16 protein-coding genes are annotated in these 18,145 nt (G+C 73.9%); 3 read left to right on the top strand and 13 right to left on the bottom strand.

The window, feature by feature from the left end; genetic code table 11:
• Positions 1 to 696 precede the first annotated feature (696 nt).
• Entirely contained in the window at positions 697 to 1,479 is a 783-nt protein-coding gene (locus ACFVFQ_RS32550) for a DeoR/GlpR family DNA-binding transcription regulator (RefSeq protein ID WP_383422998.1), read from the top strand.
• A gap of 124 nt (positions 1,480 to 1,603) precedes the next feature.
• On the opposite strand, the gene ACFVFQ_RS32545 is transcribed toward ACFVFQ_RS32550, so the two are convergent.
• From ACFVFQ_RS32545 to ACFVFQ_RS32510, 8 genes are all read right to left on the bottom strand, one after another.
• Positions 1,604 to 2,095 carry an acyl-CoA thioesterase gene (locus ACFVFQ_RS32545; protein ID WP_383422995.1) on the bottom strand — a complete coding sequence of 164 codons (492 nt, stop codon included), beginning with the start codon at positions 2,093 to 2,095 and terminating at the stop codon, positions 1,604 to 1,606.
• 63 nt (positions 2,096 to 2,158) lie between these two features.
• Positions 2,159 to 2,839, bottom strand: a complete 681-nt coding sequence (locus ACFVFQ_RS32540) for an ABC transporter ATP-binding protein (protein ID WP_383422993.1) — start codon at positions 2,837 to 2,839, stop codon at positions 2,159 to 2,161.
• Between the two features lie 2 nt (positions 2,840 to 2,841).
• A complete protein-coding gene (locus tag ACFVFQ_RS32535) occupies positions 2,842 to 3,867 on the bottom strand; it encodes an ABC transporter ATP-binding protein (protein WP_383423001.1) in 1,026 nt (341 codons plus the stop codon).
• Between the two features lie 11 nt (positions 3,868 to 3,878).
• Entirely contained in the window at positions 3,879 to 4,769 is an 891-nt protein-coding gene (locus ACFVFQ_RS32530) for an ABC transporter permease (RefSeq protein WP_383422991.1), read from the bottom strand.
• The gene (locus tag ACFVFQ_RS32525) at positions 4,762 to 5,718 is read right to left on the bottom strand and encodes an ABC transporter permease (protein WP_383422989.1); all 957 of its coding nucleotides are present in this window, start codon (positions 5,716 to 5,718) and stop codon (positions 4,762 to 4,764) included. The genes ACFVFQ_RS32530 and ACFVFQ_RS32525 overlap by 8 nt, the downstream gene beginning before the upstream one ends.
• A 41-nt stretch (positions 5,719 to 5,759) precedes the next feature.
• Positions 5,760 to 7,355, bottom strand: coding sequence for an ABC transporter substrate-binding protein (locus tag ACFVFQ_RS32520; protein WP_383422987.1), 1,596 nt, complete (start codon positions 7,353 to 7,355; stop codon positions 5,760 to 5,762).
• Between the two features lie 142 nt (positions 7,356 to 7,497).
• Positions 7,498 to 8,727 (bottom strand): S1 family peptidase, encoded by a 1,230-nt coding sequence (locus ACFVFQ_RS32515; RefSeq protein WP_383422985.1) that lies wholly within the window; start codon positions 8,725 to 8,727, stop codon positions 7,498 to 7,500.
• Positions 8,728 to 9,099: 372 nt separating this feature from the next.
• Positions 9,100 to 10,443, bottom strand: a complete 1,344-nt coding sequence (locus ACFVFQ_RS32510) for a hypothetical protein (RefSeq protein ID WP_383422983.1) — start codon at positions 10,441 to 10,443, stop codon at positions 9,100 to 9,102.
• Positions 10,444 to 10,656: 213 nt separating this feature from the next.
• Between ACFVFQ_RS32510 and ACFVFQ_RS32505 the strand changes: the two genes are divergently transcribed.
• Entirely contained in the window at positions 10,657 to 11,226 is a 570-nt protein-coding gene (locus tag ACFVFQ_RS32505) for a hypothetical protein (protein ID WP_383422981.1), read from the top strand.
• A 170-nt stretch (positions 11,227 to 11,396) separates the two neighbouring features.
• On the opposite strand, the gene ACFVFQ_RS32500 is transcribed toward ACFVFQ_RS32505, so the two are convergent.
• The 5 genes from ACFVFQ_RS32500 to ACFVFQ_RS32480 form a co-directional block, all read right to left on the bottom strand.
• On the bottom strand, positions 11,397 to 12,542 hold the full coding sequence (locus ACFVFQ_RS32500; RefSeq protein ID WP_383422979.1) for an acyl-CoA dehydrogenase family protein: 1,146 nt from the start codon (positions 12,540 to 12,542) through the stop codon (positions 11,397 to 11,399).
• Positions 12,539 to 13,723 (bottom strand): acyl-CoA dehydrogenase family protein, encoded by a 1,185-nt coding sequence (locus ACFVFQ_RS32495; protein ID WP_383422977.1) that lies wholly within the window; start codon positions 13,721 to 13,723, stop codon positions 12,539 to 12,541. The genes ACFVFQ_RS32500 and ACFVFQ_RS32495 overlap by 4 nt, the downstream gene beginning before the upstream one ends.
• Positions 13,720 to 14,718 (bottom strand): NADPH:quinone oxidoreductase family protein, encoded by a 999-nt coding sequence (locus tag ACFVFQ_RS32490; protein ID WP_383422975.1) that lies wholly within the window; start codon positions 14,716 to 14,718, stop codon positions 13,720 to 13,722. Before ACFVFQ_RS32490 ends, ACFVFQ_RS32495 begins: the two co-directional genes overlap by 4 nt.
• Before the next feature lie 172 nt (positions 14,719 to 14,890).
• Positions 14,891 to 15,952 (bottom strand): glycosyl hydrolase family 18 protein, encoded by a 1,062-nt coding sequence (locus tag ACFVFQ_RS32485; protein WP_383422973.1) that lies wholly within the window; start codon positions 15,950 to 15,952, stop codon positions 14,891 to 14,893.
• Positions 15,953 to 16,145: 193 nt separating this feature from the next.
• Positions 16,146 to 16,790 carry a winged helix-turn-helix transcriptional regulator gene (locus ACFVFQ_RS32480; RefSeq protein WP_383422971.1) on the bottom strand — a complete coding sequence of 215 codons (645 nt, stop codon included), beginning with the start codon at positions 16,788 to 16,790 and terminating at the stop codon, positions 16,146 to 16,148.
• 113 nt (positions 16,791 to 16,903) lie between these two features.
• On the opposite strand from ACFVFQ_RS32480, the gene ACFVFQ_RS32475 reads away from it, so the two are divergent.
• Positions 16,904 to 18,115 carry a pyridoxal phosphate-dependent aminotransferase gene (locus ACFVFQ_RS32475; RefSeq protein ID WP_383422969.1) on the top strand — a complete coding sequence of 404 codons (1,212 nt, stop codon included), beginning with the start codon at positions 16,904 to 16,906 and terminating at the stop codon, positions 18,113 to 18,115.
• The last annotated feature ends 30 nt before the right edge of the window (positions 18,116 to 18,145 follow it).

The following is an 18,145-nucleotide window of genomic DNA, read 5'->3' as shown; positions in this document are numbered from 1 at the left end:
GGGGGTGCCAGACTGCTTCGATTTACGTCGGCCCCCCCCACCCCTCCGGCCCGTCCCCTCCCGTGGGGGGTGGGTGAAAACGGTGATTGCCACGTCCGCCCGGTGGGCCAACTCGGGCAGTTGCGCCGAGTGGTGACGGTCACGGATGAGTGTGCCCGTCAGGGGGGCGTGGTTGGCCGTCGCGCGGCGTCTGGGCGAGTCGTGAGGTGGCTGTCGGAGGCTCACGGGGGTCAACCCCCACCCAGCAGTTCTCCCACCCTCCAACGGGAGGGGACGGGCCGGAGAGGCAGGGTGTTCGGACGTAAAGCGAAGCAGTCCGAACACCCTGCCCCGGAGGTCCGTCACCGCACCCAACAGCCCCGCGCAGCGGACCCGCGCCGCAGGCGCAACGACAGCAACCCCCACGGCGGGGAAGCCGACAACGTGGGATGGGCGATCATGCGGCATCGAAGCTCCCTTGCTTCTGTGATGGGGTGGGGGTGGGCCGGTGGGCATCGCGGTGATGCAACCGCCCGCACAAATGGGGCGTCAAGGCTGGCCGGAATCTTCCCATTGCGGGGGCGACCTGCCGTGATGCATCGGTGCAGAACCGCCAGCAGCGGGCACGCGGGCCGGTCGTCCCGCGTTACCTTCGTGCGAACATCACGCGGCGCCTTCACTCGGGTGACCGCGGTGCGAACCGGAGGGAACGGGGCGATGGACCGGGTCGAGGCCCAGGAGGAACGGCGGCGCCGCATCCGGGAGTCGGTGATCTCGCGGGGGTTCGTGCGGACCGCGGAGCTGGCCGCCGAGTTCGGGATCAGTCTGATGACCGCCCATCGGGACCTGGACGCGCTCCAGGCGCAGGGGTGGCTGCGGAAGGTGCGGGGCGGGGCGACGGGGCTGCCGTCGGCGCAGTTCCACGGGACGGTCGCGGAGCGGATGGCGACGAGGGCGGCGACCAAGCAGCAGTTGGCGCGGGCCGCCGCGGAGCTGTTGGTGCCGGGGCAGACGGTGCTGCTGGACGACAGCACGACGTGTCTGATGCTGGCGCACCAGATGCCCGGGCACGCGCCGTTGACCGTGCTGACCAATTCGCTGCCGGCGATCACCACGCTGGCCAAGGAGCCGGGGATCTCGCTGATCACGCTGGGCGGGGCGTACTTCCCGGCGTACGACGCGTTCATGGGGCTGCACACCGCGGACGCGGTTCGGGCGTACCGGGCCGATGTGCTGTTCCTGTCGACGACGGCCGTCGCCAAGGGGCGTTGCTATCACACCTCGCCGGAGACGGTGCTGGTCAAGCGGGCGATGATGGAGAGCGCGGCGCGCCGGGTGTTGGTCGCCGACCACACCAAGTTCCGCAAGGACGGCCTGTATGCGCTGGCGCCGCTGACCGACTTCGACCTGCTGATCACCGATGACGGCCTGCCGGCGGACCAGGTCCGGGCGGTCCGGGCGGCGGGCACAGAGGTGCGGGTGGTGGAGCAGCGGGGGTAGGTGGGGCGCAGTGGGGGCGGGGAATACCCCGCCCGCTCCCGGTCGTTGAGGGCCCCGAGGGGGCGCGCGCATCCCCTACGGGATCCGTTCGCCCCTCCCCCAAGGGCTCCCCCCGAGCCGCCCCCTACTCCTCCCCCAGTCCCAACACCTCGGGGTGCGTGGCCAGTTCGCGCAGGGTCGCCCGCGGGTCGGTGACGAGGTGGCGTTCGGTGAGGTCCAGGAGTCCGCAGACGGCGCTGATCTCGGCGGAGAGGCTGCCGTCGGCCTTGCGCACGGTCTGCTCGATCACGAAGGTCTTGCCGCTGGCCTTGCCACTGGTCTTGCCGTCGCGCCAGATGAACGCGCAGGAGACCTCGACCTCGTCGCCGGCGCGCAGTTCCCTGCGGTAGCGGATGGTGGTCTCCAGGGTCACCGGGCCGATGCCGCGGGCGACCAGCGCGCTCTGCGGGGCGCCGGCGGCCAGGAGTGCGGCCCAGCGGGCGTGTTCGGCGTACTGGAGGTAGACGCTCTGGTTGAGGTGGCCCTGGGTGTCGGTCTCGTAGCCGCGGACGGTGATCGGCACGGTGAAGGGCCCGTCCGTGCCCGCCTCCGTCGTCACAGATGCCACTTCGGTCACGATCGCTCCTGTCTCCCCAGGGACTACATGGGTCACGTGTCGGCCCATCGTAGGGGGGAACGCTCAGCCGGCGCCCGGCGTTCCGCCCTCCGGACCGAGTTCCGCCCAGCTCACGACGCGGTCGCACCAGCGCCTCAGCAGCATCCGGTCGTGGCCGACGGCGAGCAGTCCGGCTCCGCTCTGGGCACGGTAGGACTCGACGACGGCGACGAGCGCGGCGGTGGTGGAGGCGTCCAGCATCGCGGTCATCTCGTCGCAGATCAGCCAGCGGGGGCGGAGCACCAGGGCGCGGGCCAGGCAGGCGCGTTGCAACTGGCCGTCGCTGACTTCGTGCGGGCGGCGGGCGAGCAGGTCGTCGGTGAGGCCGACGTCGGGCGCCAACTCCCGTAGCCGGTCGTGGACTTCGGCCTTGCGGCCGGTGGCCCGCAGCGGCTCGGCGATGAGGTCGGCGAGGCGCAGGCGGGGGTCGGCGGAGAGCCGGGGCTGTTGGAAGACGACACCGAAGGCGGTGCGTTGGGCGCGGGGGGCGCGGTGTCGCCAGCCGGCGGCGGGGGTGCCGTCCAGGGTGACGGTGCCGGCGTCGGGGCGGTGCAGCAGGGCGGCGACCCGGGCCAGGGTGGACTTGCCGCAGCCACTGGGGCCGAGCAGGCCGACCGCCTCGCCCGGGGCGAGGGTCAGGGATGCGCCGCGGACGACGGGGGCGGCGCGGTCGTATCCGGCGGTGATGTCGCGCAGTTCGAGCACGGTCAGCTCTCCCTCTGGGGCGGCACCGGGAGCGTCGGCGGCAGTGGGTGGTGGCAGGCGACGCCGTCGCGCGGTGCGGGGAGCGTCGCGCAGGCGTCGGTGGCGCCCTCGCAGCGGGCGGCGAACGCGCAGCCGGCCGGCAGGTCGCCGAGCTCGGGCGGCATCCCGGGGATGGGGGTGAAGGCGCGGTCGGGCAGCGCGTCCAGCAGGCCGCGGGCGTAGGGGTGGCGGGGGCCGGGGGCGCCGAAGAACCGTCGGGCGTCGGCGAGTTCGACGATCCGGCCGGCGTACATCACGGCGACCCGGTCGGCGATCCGCTCGGCCGCCCGGAGGTCGTGGGTGATCATCAGCAGCGCGCGGCCGGCGCCGGCGGGTGCGGACGGGTCGGGCCGGGACGGGGCGGCGAGGTGGCGGCGGAGTTCGTCGACGGTGCGGTCCACCAGGTCGCGGTCGAGTCCGGTGGTCGGCTCGTCGGCGAGCAGGAGGGGGGCGTCGCCGGACAGGGCGAGCGCGGTGGCGGCGCGCTGGGCGAGGCCGCCGGAGAGCTGGTGCGGGTGGCGGTCGAGGTGGTCGGCGGGGAAGGCGGCGCGTTCCGCGGCCCGTTCGGCGACCGCGCGCAGTCCGGGGCCGCGCGGGGTGCCGGTCAATTCCCGTACGGTCTCCTCCAGTTGGGCGCGGACGGTGCGGACGGGGGTGAGGTGGGCGGCCGGGCTCTGTGGGATCAGGCCGATCCGGCGGCCGCGGACGGACCGGGCGAGCTCGGCCTCGGAGGCGGTGAGCAGGTCGGTCGCGCCGTGGGCGTCGGCGAGGTGCGCGGTCCCGGTGGCCTCGGCGTTGCCGGGCAGCAGGCCGAGGAGCGCGGAGGCCAGGACGGACTTGCCGCAGCCGCTCTCGCCGACGAGAACCAGGCATTCGCCCGGCGCCAGGTCGAAGGCGGCGTCGGTGACCGCGGCGACGGAGCGTCCGCCGGACATCCTGAAGCGGACGGTCAGCCCGCGCACGGAGAGGAGCGGCGCCTCGGTGACCAGGTCGGCTTCGTTCACAGCGTCAGCTCCGATCGGCGGCGCGGGTTGAGCCGTTCCCGCCAGGCGCCGGCCAGGCCCGCGACGGCGAGGGTGGGGACGATGATGAACAGGCCGGGGAAGAGGGTGGGCCACCAGTCGCCGGCCAGGAGGGAGCTGCGGGCGGCGTTGGCCATGATGCCCAGGCTCGCCTCGTGGGCGGGCAGCCCGAGGCCGAGGAAGGACAGGGCGGACTCGTGCCAGATGGCGTGCGGCACCATCAGGACGGCGGCGAGGCCGGCCTGCGGCAGTACGCCGGGCAGGAGGTGACGGGTCGTCACCCGCCAGCGGGAGGCGCCGCCGGACAGGGCCGCGTCGAGGTAGGGCCGGGAGCGCAGCGAGAGCACCTCGGCGCGGACGATCCGGGCGGTGGAGAGCCAGTGGGTGAGCGCCACCGAGATGATCACCGGCCAGACGCCGGGGCGGAACATGGCGACGATGAAGATGCCGAGCAGCAGGTGTGGCACCGAGGAGAAGAGGTCGACCAGGCGCATCACGGTGCGGTCGACCCAGCCGCCGAGCGCGCCGGCCAGTGCGCCGACGGCGGTGCCGATGACGGTGGCGACCAGCGCGGCGACCACGCCGACCAGCAGCGAGACCCGCAGTCCGTAGACGCAGCGGAGCAGCAGGTCGCGGCCGACCTCGTCGGTGCCGAACGGGTGGGCGGCGGACGGCGGTTGGAGCTTGGCGGCCAGGTCGACGGCCTGCCGGTCCAGGGGGAACAGCAGCGGCACGAGGACGACGGCGAGGACGATCACGGCGAGCAGCGCGAGGCAGGTGCGGAGCCGGCGGGCGTGCCGCGGTGCCTTGGTGGACGTGGCGGGCCTCGTGGGTGTCGTGGGCGTGCTGGTCGTGGTGGTGCTAGCCATCGAATCCCACCCTCGGGTCGGCCAGTCCGTAGAGCAGGTCGGAGAGCAGGTTGCCGGCGAGGACGGCGGTGGTGGCGAGCACCGTGAGCGCGGCCAGCAGAGGGAAGTCGACGCTGGTGGCGGCCTGGACGGTGGCGGCGGCGATGCCGGGCCAGCTGAAGACGGTCTCCACCAGGAGGGCGCCGGTGATGAGTTCGGGTACCCGGGAGCCGATGAGGGTGAGCACCGGGAGCAGGCCGGAGCGCAGGGCGTGGTGGAGCAGGACGGTGCGCTCGCGCAGTCCGCGGGCGCGGGCGCCGCGCACCGGGTCCTCGTCGAGTGCGTCGCCGACGCCCTGGCGGACGTAGAGCACGAACCACGGGAGTTGGGAGACGGCCAGCACCAGGGTTGGCAGTGCGAGGTGGCGGGCGATCTGGTCGGCGGTGACGAGTTGGCTGCCGGTGTCGGTGAGGCCGCCGGCCGGGAGGATGCCCAGTTTGAGCGCGCCGAGCCAGACCACGAGCAGGCCGAGCCAGTACGGCGGGGCGGCCTCCAGGACGTAGGCGACGGAGGTGACGGCGCGGTCGAGGGCGCCGCCGCGGCGCCGGGCGGCCAGTACGCCGAGGACGGTGCCGGCGAGCACCGCGAGGGCGAAGGCCAGCGCGCACAACAGCAGGGACCAGCCCAGGCGTTCGCCGATGACCTGGGAGACGGGGGCGCGCAGGCTGGTGGAGTCGCCGAGGTCGCCGGTGAGGGCGTGGGTGAGCCAGTGCCACCAACGGGTCAGCAGGGGTTGGTCGACGCCCAGGTTGTGCCGGAGTTGGTCGAGGTTCTCCTGGGAGGCGGTGAGCCCGGCGCTGCCGGCGTAGGCGCGTACCGGGTCGAACGGCGAGGCCGCGGCGATGGCGAACACCCCGAGGGTGACGGCGAGGAGGACGGGCACGGCGGTCAGCGCCCGCCGTGCCGTCATCCGTGCCATCGGCCCCCAGGGCAAGGGGCGGTGGCGCGTGGTCACTTGGTGGGCTGCCAGTCCTCGACGTTCCACCAGGGGCCGGAGGCCAGTCCGTGGTCGTGTGGTTCGACCTGGGTGGTGAGGTCCTTCCAGCGCTTGTCGGTGACGTAGACGTGGTCGACGTGGGTGAGGAAGACGTAGGCCGGGTCCTTGGCGAGTTCGCGCTGGACGGCGTCGTAGGCGGCCTTGCGGGTCTGGCGGTCGTCGGTGCGGCGGGCCGCGACGAGTTGGTCGTCGACGGTCTTGTTGGCGTACCGGGACATGTTGTTGAAGCCGTCGCCGGCGAGCGAGGAGTGCAGCAGCAGGTACTGGTCGAAGTCGGGGTCGGCGGGGCTGCCGCCGCCGGCGAGGACGGCGTCCTGCTTCATGTTGGGCTCGATGGCCTCCCAGGTGCCGGACTCGACCTTGGCCTCGATGCCGGCCTTCTTGGCGTCGGAGGCGAAGGCGAGGGCGTGCTCCTGGCGGAGCTTGTCACCGGAGAGGTACCAGAGGGTGAAGGAGGCGCGCTTCCCGTCCTTGGCGCGGATGCCGTCGGGGCCCTCCTTCCAGCCGGCGTCGTCGAGGAGGTGTCGGGCCTTGGTGAGGTCGTGGGGGCGCTCGGTGCCCTTGGCGAACCAGGGGCTGTCGGTGGGGACGGGCCCGTAGGCGGGCTTGCCGGCGCCGCTGAGGATGCCCTTGACCATGGCCTGGCGGTCGACGGCGAGGTCCAGTGCCTGGCGCACGGCCAGGTCGCCGGTGACGGGGTTGGCGGTGGGCAGGGTGACGTTGCGGTAGTCGAAGGTCTTGGCGGCCAGCGTGGTGCGGTTCTTGTCGCCCTTGAAGGTGGCGGCGAGTTCGGGCGGCAGGATGGCGCCGTCGAGGTCGCCGGAGCGCAGCCGGGTGGCCCGGATGTCGTCGTCCTTGATGATCGCCATGGTGAGGTGCTTCACCTTGGGTGCGCCGCCCCAGTAGTGGGGGTTGGCGGTGAAGGTGAGCTTCTCGCCCTTGGACCACTTGGTGAGGACGTAGGGTCCGGTGCCGACGGGGTGGGTGGTGAAGTCGCCGGTGTTGACGTCCTGTTGGCCGGCGATGTGCTGCGGCGCGATGGGCAGGACGGTGCGCTCGGCGAACGGCGCGTAGGGGTACTTCAGGTGGAAGACGACGGTCCGGTCGTCCTTCTTCTCGACCTTCTCCAGGGCGTCGAGTTCGGCCTTGGAGGCGTTGTTGGTCTTCTCGTCGAGGATGGTGGCGTAGGTGAAGACCACGTCGTCGGCGGTGAAGGGCTTGCCGTCGCTGAACTTCACGCCCTGGCGGAGGGTGTAGGTGTAGGTCTTCCCGCCGTCGGTGACCTTGGGCAGTTCGGCGGCGAGCGCGGGCGTCAGGCGCATGTCGGCGTCGTGGGTGAGCAGCCCGTCGAAGATCTTGGAGTTGCCGTCCTTGCCGTAGCCCAGCAGCGGGCTGAGCGTCTCCGGCTCGAAGGCGATGCCGACGACCGCGGTGTCGGTGGGCTTGCCGCTGCCCCGGCCCTCGTCCGGAGCGGCGCAGGCCGCCGCGGTGAGCGCCATGGTGGCCGCCAGCGCCGTGGCGGCCACTCGCCGTATGGACCGGGAGGTCATGCCCACACCCCTCTTGGAGATCGACTGTTGTTGCGAATGGCTCGCATTTGTGCGGTTGCCATTAAAGCAGTCGTAAAAGTGGGGTCATGAATCGGTCCCGGGTGGCCGGAATGCGTCGGTCCTCAACGGCCCGGCCGGGGCGTCAGGGGGTGCCGGTCACCAGTCTCAGGTTCCACTTCTGGAGGGGCTTGTCGATGGGTTGGAAGATGGTGACGGTGTCGCCGCCGGTGTCGCAGGTCGCCGCTCCGCCGCCGGAGTGCACCCCGATGGCCTTCGGGGCGCCGGGCTGGGTGACGTAGGAGCCGCCCGAATCCCCGGCCGCCGAGCAGGCGTTGGTGAAGGAGAGCCCGGAGATGACGGTGTTGCCGTAGTCGACGGTCTGGTCGGTGCGGGTGATCTCGCCGCAGTGCCAGCCGCTGGTCTGGCCGGAGTGGCAGATCGACATTCCGACGATGCCCTGTTGGGAGCCGGTGACGGTGACCGGGGTGCCGCCCTGGCCGGCGACCTTCGGGCTCAGTTGCCAGCCCGGCTGGTCGACCGCCACCAACCCGAAGTCGCCCTCGTAGCCGTTGACGCTGTGCGTGCCCTGCGGGTTGGAGGTGCCCAGCCGGGTGCCGTCCTTGCCGAACGCGGGCTGATTGGCCTTGAGGGTGCAGTGACCGGCCGTCACGAAGCCGCGGGCGCCGCCGGCGCCGGTCACCGAGAAGCCGATGGAGCAGATCCCGTCGGCGCCGGGCATCCAGCGCTCGCCACCGACGACGGTGCCGTTCTGCTGGCGCGGCGCCTGGTCGTCGCGCTCGACGGTGACCGGGACCCGTGAGCGGGCGGCGAGTTGGCGCACCGCGCTCTCGAAGCCGGCGGTGCGCAGGGTGCGGGTGGAGCGGTCGACGCGCACCGCCACCGCGTTGGCGCGCTCGTCGATGCCCCAGCCGGTGACGCCCGGGACGCCCCGGCCGGCCTGGTCGGCGATCTGCCGGACCACCCCGCGGAGCGTCGCCCGGCTGTGCCGGACGGTCCGCGGCAGCGCGCCGGCGGCCCGCACCCGGCGGGCGTCGGCGGGGCCGGTGACGGCGACCACGAGGCGGCCGGCCGCCTTGTCGAACCACATCCCGGCGGGCGGCGCGGCCAGCGCCCGGCGCACCGCGAGGGCGGCCTGCTGCGCCTGGGCCTCCTGCGCGAGCCGGGTCCTGGCCTGGGCCGACGACAGCCCGAGGTCCCGGCGCATCGCGTCGAGCATGCTGGCGCGCGAGGCGGGCTTCGGGCTGGGATCGGAGTGCGGCAGGGCCCGCGCCGGGCCGGTCGGGACGACGGCCGCCAACACGGCGGCGGCCGCCGCGCTGACGAGGGTGGCCTGGGAGGTGCGGCGTTCCATCGGGGTCTCCTCGCGGTGTCGAGTACACGTCGGGCCCGGACTCGGACGTGCAACGAGACTCGTCGACACCGTGGCGGGCAGCACCAGGGAGCCGGTCGGCACCCACGCCCGCCGAGTTCCTCCGCGCACCCTCAAGTCCCCGCCGTCCGCGGCCCGGTCGGGATCGGCGCACCACCGGGGGCACCGCGGAACGTCCCCTGCTCGGCCGCCGCCATCCGGGAGCCGGGACACCTGAATGTCCGTCATACGGGGTGGCGGGGGTGCGTGCTGCGACCGTGCCGGAGGGGCGGGGCGCCCGGGAGTCGGACGGACGGGGCCAGGGCCTCCCAGGTGAGATCGCGGGTCGGGCAGGGTCGGGCCGGGGTGGGCCGCTCAGAAGTCCCCGCCGAAGCCCCCGTCTCCCCCGCCGCCGAAGTCGCCGCCGCCGAAACCGCCCCCGAAGTCACCGGGGTCGAAGTCGGCGCCCGTGACGTCGCCGCCCTCGGCACCCCCGTAGCCGCCGAAGTCGGCGCCGTAGGCGGGGGTGGTCATCATCATGTGGCCGAGCGCGGTGCCGACGAGGAGGCCGGGGAGCAGGCCGCCGCCGAAGTAGCCGCCGGCCCAAGGGGCGTAGGCCGGGCCCGCGTCCCAGTAGGGACGGTCGCCCTGGGGGGTGCGGACCGTACGGGCCAGCGGTTCGCGCCCGTCCGCCAGGCGACTCTGGTCGGCGGCGCAGACCGGGACGGTGCGCGGGGTGCCACCGGGCGGGGCCCAGGTGGCGTCGGCGATCGACGGGCCGTGCCGGGGGTCGAAGAAGCACGGCAGCCGGCGCTCGGGCAGCGGCCGGCCCTCGCGGCGGGCGGCGAGGGTGGCGAGGGCGAACCGGCCCTCGTCCAGCTCCTTGGTCACCGCCTGGACGTCGCCGGGGTGTTCGGCCGAGGCCATCGCCGACTTGGCGTCCTCGTAGGCGTCCAGGGCGTGGGCGTAGTCGGCGCGCATCGCGTCGTCGGCGCCGGGCTCGCCCGGGTCGAAGTCCAGCCGGTCCAGCTCCTCGCCGAAGGCGGTGATGTCCTCGTCGACCACGACCCGCAGGTCTTCGAGGGCGGCGCGCTCCTCCTCGGCCCGCTTGCGGCGGTTGCGGCGGGCGATGGCGTAGGCGCCACCGCCGCCGATGGCGATCAGCGCGCCGAGGCCGACGACGGTGCCGGTGTCGATGCCGCCGCCGGTGCCGCCCCAGGAGGCCGGGGCGTGGCCGCGGGCCTCGGTGGTGGCGGTGTCGACGAAGCTGTTGAGGCGCTCGGAGACGGTGGGGTACTGGGAGCGCTTGACGGCGCCGACGAGGTTCTGGACGGCGGTGCGCGGCATCACCCGGGGGTCGGCGCCGGCGTTGAAGCCGTCGCCGAACTCCACGGCGTAGACGCCGCTGATGCCGACCTTGGTGCGCAGGTCCCGGAGCAGCGTGGACGGCTGGTAGTCGGAGGTGCGGGGCAGGACGGCGACGAAGACCGGCTTGCCGGAGTCCTTGATCTTCTTGGCCAGGGCGTCCGCCTGGCTGGCCGAAAACTGACCCGAGGCGCGGGGGTCGACGTAGACGGGGCCCTTTCGCAGGGCGGCGGCCGCCTCGTCCAGTCCACCTGCGGCGTGTGCACCGGGTGCGGCCGCGGTGACCATCGCGAGGAGGGCGGCCAGCAGCAGGAGCACCGGTCCGATCAGCACACGGCGGGAGGCGGTCTTCATGGCTCCGACGCTACCCGAACCGCACTTTCAAGACACCCTCGCCAGTTTACGAATTCTTTACTGATCGCCGCGGTGTGCCGGGCAGTATCGCGCCCCGTGCGGGCCCTGTCGCGCCGGAGCTGCCCATGCAGGTGGTCGCCGGGCGCGGCTTTTTGATGATCAAGGTCGCCGGGGATGTTCCGGCTCACCCCTCCCCGAGGAAAGGAGGACACGATGAGCAGGGTCGCCGAGGCGGCGAACTCCCTCGCCATCGCCGTCGCCGCCACCGCGGTCGGCTGCACGCTGGTCCTCGAACTGGCCCCCACCCACCACGCAGACACCGGGCGGCCCACCACCCCCGCCCGCGCGAGCACCGCCGGCCGCGCCGCCGTCGCCCACGACGGGGCGCCGCGCCCGGACGGCCCCGGCGGCCCGGCGGCCCGGGCCGCGACCGCCGCGCTCGGGAGCCTCACCGGCCCCCGGCCCGAGGCGGCACCCCCCGGCGCCGGCCGGATCCGGATCACCGCACCCGCCGGCCCGATGAGCCTGCGGCCCAACGGCAGCTTCCCGGTCACCTGGACCAACACCACCGGCAGCGAGGTGGACGTCTGGCTCAGCGCCGCCGCCGGCCACGGCCGCATACAACGCGTGGCCCTGGTCTCCCCCAAGGCCGGCGCCGCCGCATCGGGCGAGGCCCTGGTGACCCTCCCCGCGGTCCCGCCCGGCTCGAAGTACGCCCTGGAGGTGGCCGCGGGGGACCACACCACGACCGCCTTCAGTCGACCGTTCGCGATCACCAACTGAGGGGGCGGGAGGGGAGTTGGGGGGAGTGTTTCGGTTTTCTGCGGCGCGGCCGGGCCATTCGGTCCGGCCGCGCCGTCGCGGTAGCGGTAGCGGTAGCGGCCCGATGCGCCCGTGCCAACTGGTCTGGCCGGCGCGGGAGTTAGCTCACCGGATCGGTCGCCCCCTCTTCTCTACGGTGCCGCCAGGTCCGCCAGCTCCGCCAGTGCCTGTCGGTGGCGTCCCGGGGTGCCGAGGGCGAGCTCGTCGGCCTTGGCGCGCTTGAGGTAGAGATGCGCCGGGTGTTCCCAGGTCATGCCGAGGCCGCCGTGGAGTTGGATGCACTCCTCGGCGGCGCGGACGGCCACCGGGGCGCAGAAGGACTGGGCCACGGCGACCGCCAGTGGCGCCTCGGGGCCGTTGCCGGACAGGGCGTCGGCGGCGTTGCGGGCGGCGGCCCGGGCCGAGGCGACGTCGAGCCAGAGGGCGGCCATGCGGTGTTTGAGGGCCTGGAACGAGCCTACGGGGCGGCCGAATTGGGTGCGCTCGCCGGTGTACCGCACGGTTTCGGCCAGGCACCAGTCGGCGAGGCCGAGTTGTTCCGAGGCGAGGAGTCCGGCGCCGGTGAGCAGTGCGCGGTCGAGCGCGGCGCGGGCCCGGTCGCCGCGGGCCAGGAGGCGGCCGGCGGCGGCGTCGAGGGTGAGGTGGCCCAGGGGGCGGGTGAGGTCGAGCGGGGTGATCGGCTCGGCGCGCACCCCGTCCGCGGCGGCGTCGACCGCGTGCAGCTCCGGTCCGTCGGGGCCCTCGGCCGGGACGAACAGCAGCCCGGCGCCGGCGACGTCCGCGACCGAGGTGACGCGCCCGGTGAGCCGGCCGGCGGCGTCCGCCCGTACGGGGGCCGGGCCGGTGTCGCCGGGGGCGGTGGTCAGCGGGACGGCGAGCGTCCCGAGCGCCCGGCCCTCGGCGAGCGCGGCCAGGGGCTCGGCGACCTCCGCGCGGTCGGTGTCGCAGCCGAGGAGGGCGGTGACCGCGAGGATCGAGCTGGTGAGGTACGGCACGGGGGCCATGGCGCGACCCAGTTCTTCGAGGACGACGGCGGCCTCGCGGGCGGTCGCGCCGGCGCCGCCGAGCTTCTCCGGAACCAGCAGGCCGGTGACGCCGATCTCGGTGGCCAACGCCCGCCACAGGCCCGGGTCGTGGGGCCGGCCGGTCTCCAGGCCGGCGAGCACGGTGGCCGGATCGCAGCGGTCGGCGAGCAGGGCCCGTACGGCGGCGCGCAGGGCGTCCTCCTCCGCGGTGTAGAGGAGGTCCGGTTCGGGGGCGGAGGTCGTGGGGGTCATCGGGGGAGGTCCTTCCACGCGATGTCCTTGTCGGTGCGCGGTTCGGGCGGGAGGCCCAGGACGCGCTCGGCGACGATGTTGAGCAGCACTTCGGAGGTGCCTCCCTCGATGGAGTTCCCCTTGGCGCGCAGGTAGCGGTAGCCGGCCTCGCGGCCGGTGAAGTCGACGCCCTCCGGGCGGCGCAGCGTCCAGTCGTCGTAGGTGAGTCCGGCCTCGCCGCGGAACTCCACCTCCCAGCCGCTGATCTGCTGGGCGAGACGGGCGAAGGCCAGCTTCATGCCGCTGCCCTCGGGGCCGGGTTGGCCCCTGGTCAGTTGCTGGCGCAGCCGTTCGCCGGTGAGGCGGGCGACCTCGGCGTCCACCCAGAGTTTCAGCAGGCGTTGGTGGAGATCGTGGGTGCGCAGTTCGGGGTGGTCGCGCCAGGCGGTCGCGGCCACCTTGATCATTCCGCCCTCGCGCGGGGTGCGGGCGCCGCCGATGGCGACCCGTTCGTTCATCAGCGTGGTCCGGGCGACCTGCCAGCCGTCGCCGACCGCGCCGAGGCGGTGGGCGTCGGGGATGCGGACGCCGGTGAGAAAGACCTCGTTGAACTCCGCCTCGCCGGTGATCTGGCGCAGCGGACGCACCTCGACGCCGGGGTCGGTCATGTCGCAGACGAAGTACGTCAGTCCGCGGTGCTTGGGCACGGCCGGGTCGGTGCGGGCGACCAGGATCGCCCAGCGCGCCAGGTGGGCGCTGGAGGTCCAGACCTTCTGGCCGTCGACCAGCCAGTTCCCGTCGGCGTCCGGGACGGCGCGGGTGGCGAGCGCGGCGAGGTCGGAGCCGGCGCCGGGCTCGCTGAACAGTTGGCACCACACCTCCTCGCCGGTCCACAGCGGTCGCAGGAAGCGCCGCTTCTGTTCCTCGGTGCCGTAGCGGAGGATGGTCGGCGCGGCCATGCCGAGGCCGATGCCGATCCGGCCGGGGTCGTTGTCCGGGGCGTCGGCGGCCGCCAACTCGGCGTCCACGACGGCCTGGAGGGCGCGCGGGGCGTCCAGGCCGCCGAGCCCCTTGGGGAAGTGGACCCAGGCGAGGCCGGCGTCGAAGCGGGCGCGCAGGAAGTCCAACCGGTCGGTGGTGCCCGGGGGGACGGTGGCGAGCAGGTCGGCGGTGCGGCGGCGCAGGTCGGCGGCGTCGGTCATCGGCTCTCCCCCGTTCCGGGGACCACCACGAGGCGGCCGACGGAGTCCCCGTCGGCGACCCGCTGGACGGCATCGGCGGCGTCGGCCAGCGGGACCCGCCCGCCGATCAGCGGCTTGACCGCGCCCTGGGCCGCCAGCTTGGTCAGCTCCTCGTGGCAGGCGTCGACGGCGGCCGGGTCCTTGGTGTTGTAGAGGCCCCAATGCAGGCCCAGGATCGCGTAGTTCTTGACCAGGGCGTGGTTGAGGCCGGGGGTGGGGATGGCGCCGCCGGCGAAGCCGACGACGACGATCCGGCCCTCGAAGGCGATGCACTTGGTGGACTTGGCGTAGGCGTCGCCGCCCACCGGGTCGTAGACCACGTCGGCGCCGCGCCCGTCGGTGGCGTCCTTGACCGCGGCGACGAGGTCGTCGGTGCGTCGGTCGAGCACCAGGTCGCAGCCCAACTCGCGGGCGGCGCGGGCCTTTTCGGGGCCGCCGACGACGCCGATGACCCGGGCGCCGGTGGCCTTGCCGAGTTGGACGGCGGCGCTGCCGACGCCCCCGGCGGCGGCGTGCACCAGCAGCGTCTCGCCCGCCTGGAGCCGGGCCCGGCGGTGCAGGCCGAACCAGCCGGTCTGGTAGCCGATGTGCAGCGCGGCGGCCTCGGCGTCGTCCAGCGCCTCGGGGGCCGGCCGGACGGTCGCGGCGTCGACCACCGCCAGCTCCGCGAAGCCGCCGCCGGGCAGCGCCGGTTGGGCCAGCACCCGCGCGCCGACCTCACCGGTCGCGCCCTCGCCCGCGGCCAGCACCTCGCCGCAGATCTCCACGCCGGGGGTGAACGGGAGCGGGGGCCGGACCTGGTACTGGCCCCGACACAGCAGCGCGTCGGGGAAGTTGACGCCGGCGGCCCGGACCCGCAGCAGCAGTTGGCCGGGGCCCGGCTGTGGATCGGGCACCTCCTCCAGCCGCATCACCGCTCGCGGCTCCCCGTTCGCGTGCACGCGCCATGCCTTCACCTGTTGCCTCCACAGACGTTGGGTCGACCGGGCCGGTGCGGGGCCGGATCCGGCCCTCGCCACGGGGCATACTAAGCGGTCGGTATCAGCGAAGGAACAGTTCCGGCCGGACCCGTAGGGGGCGCACCCGGCCACCCGCGGGCGGGCGCCTTCCTCAGCCGCCGCGCTGCGTCTACCCGCCGCGGAAGACGTCCCAGACGCCCGGGTCCTCGAACCCGAGCGCCCACAGCCCCCTCCCCCACACCCCGTACGCCGCCAACAGCGGCAGTTGGGCCCGGACGCCGCGGGCGTCCTGGTACCAGACCTCGTGGTGCTCGCCGTCTTGTTCGTAGCGGAAGTGCGGGGTGCCGGAGGCCGCGTCGAAGGCGTAGCGGGCGCCCACCCGCTTGCGCAGCGCCTCGGCCTCCCACCACGTCCGGTGGGTGGCGCGCCGGCCGCTGCCGGGCACCCAGTCCCAGCCGTAGCCCGGGAAGGCCAACTCGATCCGGTCGCGCGGGATATCGGCGGTGGCCTGCCGCAGGATCTGCGCGTACCAGTCCTTCGAGGAGAGCGGTCCCGGCTCGCCCATGGACCAGTGCAGGTCGTAGCCCATGTACCGCACGGTGTCGGCGAGCGCGCCCAGCCGGCGGTAGTCGAAGGCCGGGTGCGCGGGCATCACCGTCACCACGCACGTCTTGCCGCGCCGGTGCAGCCGGGCGCACAGCTCGCCGACGAGCGCGACGTAGCCGCTGCGCACCCGCTGACGGGTCGCCGCGTCGCCGGTGACGGCCATGGTTTCGTAGTCCAGGTCGATGCCGTCGTAGTCCTGGCTGCGGACCACCGCCAGCAGCGCGTCGAGGTGGGCCCGGCGGCGGGCCGGGTCGTGCAGCAGCGCCGCCATGGCCGCGGCGTCCGGCGCCTCGGTCACCGTCGGCACGACCGCGAGGCCCGCGCGGTGCAGCCCCGCCACGAAGTCCGGCCGGACGGCGCCGGGTCGGCCGGTGACCGCGCGCCCGGAGGTGGTCTCGTACCAGAAGGGGCTGACGGTGCGGAGCTGATCGGCGTGGGCCAGCGCGTCCCGGTAGGCGCCGTCGACGTCGCCCCAGAACGGCAACCAGGCCGACATCCGCGCCCGTTGCTCCCCCGGCCGGACCGCCCCGACCGCCGCGGACGACGGCACCGCGCCCGCCATCAACACCGCAGCCAGCAGCCACGCCCCACCGGACCGTCCCGGGAACCGCCATCCTCGTCTCATGTCCCGAGCGTGGCCCGTGACGGCGCCCGGTGCGCCGCCTACGGGGCCGAATGGCGCTCCGGGGCGGGCCCGTTGGGGGAGGCCCTACGGTGCGCCGCCGCCGTCGAGGAGGCGGCGGAGTCGGTGAGCCCGGGCCTCGGCGGTGCCGGGCGGAAAGCGGCGCAGGCGCGGGCGGCGGCAAGGGGCCCGTCGGTCAGGTGGTGGCGGGGCGTGGGGTGTGGTTGTCGGGGGTGGTCTGGTCGATCCAGCCGGCGGCCAGGGCCTCGGCGAGTGAGAAGCGGTCGTGGGCGAGGGCGGCGCAGGTGGCGGCGGTCATCCGCAGGACGGTGTCGGGGTGGGGGGCGGGGCCGTCGGCGTAGTGGGGGGCGGTCGGGTCGTCCGGGTCGAGGACGATGTGGAAGGCGCCCTCGTCCAGGGCGATGTCGATGACCCGCACCGGTGTGTCCGCGAAGTGCCGGGCGAGGCGGGTCAGCAGCGGGACGGCGAACCAGTGGGCGCGGACCGCGTCGGTGGGGCGCTGCTCGTCGAGCGCGGGGGCGCCCCAGTCGGCGAGCGCGGCGAGGACGGGGAGCAACGCCCGGCCGCGCGGGGTGAGTTCGTAGACCGAGGCGGTGCTGGGCCGGGGGAGCCGGCGGCGGGTCAGCAGGTCGTCGCGCTCCATGTCCTTCAGGCGGGAGGCGAGCATGTCCGTACTGACGCCGGGGAGGTCGGCGTGGAGGTCGGTGTAGCGCCGGGGGCCGCCGAGCAGCTCCCGAGCGATCAGCAGCGTCCATCGGTCGCCCACGGCGTCCAGGGCCCGGGCGACGGCGCAGTACTGGTCATAACTTCGGCGCGGCATGACACCAGCATAGACATGTGATTGGATTTTCCAAGTTGGAAGTTGGGAAAACCAAGTACGGTGTCGAGTGCTACCGCGACCCGCGGTGGGCGCAGGAAGCGGGAGGCCGCCGCATGCAGTTCAAGCAGTCCAGCAAGATGTCCGACGTCTGCTACGAGATCCGCGGACCGGTGATCGAGCACGCGGACGCGCTGGAGGAGTCCGGCCACAGCGTGCTGCGGCTGAACACCGGCAATCCGGCACTGTTCGGCTTCGAGTGTCCCGAGGAGATCCTCCAGGACGTGATGCGCAACCTCTCCCGCGCGCACGGCTACACGGAGTCCCGGGGCATCCTCTCCGCCCGCCGCGCGGTGGCCCAGCGCTACCAGGAGGCCGGGCTGACGGAGGTGGGCGTCGACGACATCTACCTCGGCAACGGCGTCTCGGAGCTGATCTCCATGGCCGTGCAGGCGCTGCTGGAGGACGGCGACGAAGTCCTCATCCCCGCGCCGGACTTCCCGCTGTGGACGGCGGTCACCTCGCTCGCCGGCGGGAAGCCGGTGCACTACGTGTGCGACGAGTCCGCCGACTGGCTGCCGGACCTCGACGACCTGGCCTCGAAGATCACCGACCGGACCCGCGCGCTGGTCATCATCAACCCCAACAACCCCACCGGCGCGGTCTATCCGCGCGAGGTGCTGGAGGGCATGCTCGACCTGGCCCGCCGCCACCAACTGATGGTCTTCGCCGACGAGATCTACGACCGGATCGTCTACGACGACGCGGTCCACCACCACGCCGCGGTCCTCGCCCCGGACGTGGTCTGCCTGACCTTCAGCGGCCTGTCCAAGGCGTACCGGGTGGCCGGGTTCCGCTCCGGTTGGCTGGTGGTCTCCGGCCCCAAGGAGCACGCGGCGGACTACCTGGAGGGACTGGACACCCTCGCCTCCATGCGGCTGTGCCCCAACGCCCCGGCGCAGTACGCCATTCAGGCCGCGCTCGGTGGCCGGCAGACCATCACGGACCTGGTGCTCCCCGGCGGCCGGCTGCGCGAGCAGCGCGACCGGGCCTGGGAGCGCCTCAACGAGATCCCGGGCGTGAGCTGCGTCAAGCCCAAGGGTGCGCTCTACGCCTTCCCGCGCCTGGACCCGGCGGTCCACAAGATCCACGACGACGAGAAGTTCGTCCTCGACCTGCTGCTGCGGGAGAAGATCCAGGTCGTCCAGGGCACCGGCTTCAACTGGCCGCGCCCGGACCACTTCCGGATCCTCACCCTGCCGCACGCCGACGACCTCGACGCGGCGATCAGCCGGATCGGGCGCTTCCTCGCCGGGTACCGGCAGTAGCGGCGCCCCGCGGCCGGGAGGGCGGACGCG

This window comes from Streptomyces sp. NPDC057743, assembly GCF_042798755.1.
In the GTDB taxonomy this organism is placed as follows: Bacteria; Actinomycetota; Actinomycetes; order Streptomycetales; family Streptomycetaceae; genus Streptomyces.
This window is presented reverse-complemented; position numbering and strand designations above follow the sequence as displayed.